The following is a 2,273-nucleotide window of genomic DNA, read 5'->3' as shown; positions in this document are numbered from 1 at the left end:
CCGCGCGCAGGCCTGTCGCAACCTGCTGGAGGATGTCTGCGAGTGAGCTTCGCGCCTCAGTAGGGAGGTTGCCTCGCATGTCTGCAGTAACGGCCTCGACCCCAGCGCTGCGCTGGAAGTAGCGGAGGATGAATGCACTTCGCTGCTCGGCGTCGAGTTTGTCGAACGCAGCGTCCATGAGGGCTTCTCCCTGCAGCCGGGACTGCCCGGGAGGAGATGCTTCTTCGCTGTCGCGGGGCCCCTGCTTCGCGTCTGAGGGTTCGTCTGCGAGGTTTCCGGCGCCCACATTGTCATCACTCTCGGAGGCGGGCGTCATTACGGCGTAATGATCCCGGGCTGGGGGAGCGGGAGCCGGGATCGCCGAGGGCTTCGGTGCTGCGTTCCTCCGTGGAGCCCTCTGTTCCTTCGCTTTGAGCTGGCGAAGGTGCTCCTCCTGTTCCTCGGGCTTCTTCTTCCCTACACGCCGCAGCAGCGCTGCGGACTCCTCACCGGACTGGAGCTTCTCCTTCAGCTCCGGCGTCAAGCTCAGGAGTGCCAGGCGCTGTGACACCCACCCTTGCGATCGGTGAAGGCGGGCGGCGAGCGCCTCTTGTGTCTTGTGGATCTCAAGGAGTTGCTTGAGGACCCTTGCTTCGTCGAGGGGGTCGAGGTCTTGGCGGTGGATGTTCGCGACGAATGCGGATTCAAGGATCTCGTCCGGGTTGCTGCCGAGTTCGTCGTCCAGCATCACCTTGATCTCGGTGAGGCCTGCTTCGCGGGCGGCGGCGAGGCGAGTGTTGCCGTCGATGACGACGTACTTGGTCCCCTCCTCAAGGTCATCTTTCCGGTCGGGGTTGCCCTCCAGGTAGGCGAACCGGCTCATGATGCTGATGGCGGTCTTCTGCCCGTGGTCGCGGAGGCTCGCTCCGAGGTCGGTCAGGTCGCCCAGTTCTTCCCGGGGGTTGGCCGGGTTGAGGCTGATGACGTCCACAGGCAGCTTGAGGGGCGGGGGAGCGCCGTCGGTGGGGGCGGCGGCGGCGGCTTCGATCGCGGCGCGACGGGCGCTGATGCCTCCCCTGGCTTGTCCGAAGGACGCACTCGCGCGCAGGGTGTCTGCCTTGCTCATGAGATCTCCCTGGTGAGTGCGCGCATGCCGACGGCCTGGTCGCAGCGGGGGGCGTAGGCGAGGAGGGGCCGCTTGAGACGGACGGCTTCCTTCTGTTCCTTGAGGTCTCCGATGACGCCGACGACTCGAGGGTCCTTTATGTCGATCCATGATTGGAGGGAGGAGGTGGCGATGTAGCCGCGGCGTGCGTCGTAGTGGTTGACGACGATGCCGAGGTAGTCGAGTTCGAGGTGCATGTCGCCGCGGAGGTCCTCGATCTGGTTGGTGAGGAGCCCGTAGGCGTCGGCGGAGCTGTCCTCGGCCTGGACGATGATGAGGATGCCGGAGTTTCCGGGGGCTTCGCCGTCGCGGCGCCGTCCGTAGTAGGCGGCGGCGTCCATGCTGAGGCCGAGGCTCGGGGGGCAGTCGATGATGACGACGTCGTAGTCGCCTTCGACCGTTCCCAGGACGCGTTCGAGGGCTGCTTCGCGGGCGCGGACGCTGGAGAGCTTCACATCGAGGAGGAAGGCGTCGGTGCACGCCGGCAGCAGGTGCAGCCGGTCGCCGAAGCGTGAGTCCTCGATGGGGACGATGAGGTCCTTGAGTTCGCCCTTCGCCTCACCTGCCATGTGCTTGGTGAGGGAGTCTCCCTCGATGGGCAGCGGCTCGTGCCCGAGCTGGTTGGTGAGGTGGCACTGCGGGTCGAAGTCGACGAGGAGCACGCGGAGTCCGAGCCCGGGGAGGTCCTCGTAGTCGAGGGGAGAAGCCGGTTCCGTGTCGGGCTCGAGGAGCGCTGCGGCGAAGTGCTTGGAGATGCGTACGGGGTGCAGCTGGTCGCTGTCCTCAGCGAAGGCTTCACCGACGCCGGCGGCGAGCGCGGTCTTGCCTACGCCGCCCTTCTGGTTGCAGATGATGATCCGCTTGGGGTGCTCGGGGCGGACGACACCGGGGGCTGGGTTGGTGTCGAGCCAGAACAGTACGGACTGCGTGAGTCCCTGGATGAGTGAGACTCCTCGGGAGGCGCAGGCCTCACGGAACTCGTCCCACTGGCCTGTCGGGAGGAAGGTGGCGAACGGTTTGGCGCCTCCGGTGTCGGCGGCGGGGAGGTTGGCTCCGAGTCGGCGCCATGCGGTGATTCCCGCTTCGACGGCATGCTGGATGTCAGTGCCGTGTTGGGCTGCGCGGACCT

2 protein-coding genes are annotated in these 2,273 nt (G+C 66.4%); both read right to left on the bottom strand.

Annotated elements, in window-relative coordinates; all coding sequences use genetic code 11:
* Positions 1 to 1,105: ParB/RepB/Spo0J family partition protein (locus ACZ7HQ_RS45170; protein ID WP_471003387.1), on the bottom strand; the 1,105-nt coding region annotated here is incomplete at its 3' end.
* The coding region (locus tag ACZ7HQ_RS45165; RefSeq protein ID WP_471003384.1) for a ParA family protein at positions 1,102 to 2,273 on the bottom strand (1,172 nt) is incomplete at its 5' end. The genes ACZ7HQ_RS45165 and ACZ7HQ_RS45170, both read right to left, overlap by 4 nt.

Source organism: Streptomyces sp. NPDC037290, from assembly GCF_055603245.1.
The sequence above is the reverse complement of the archived record's forward strand: the minus strand, read 5'-3'. Positions and strand labels throughout refer to the sequence as shown.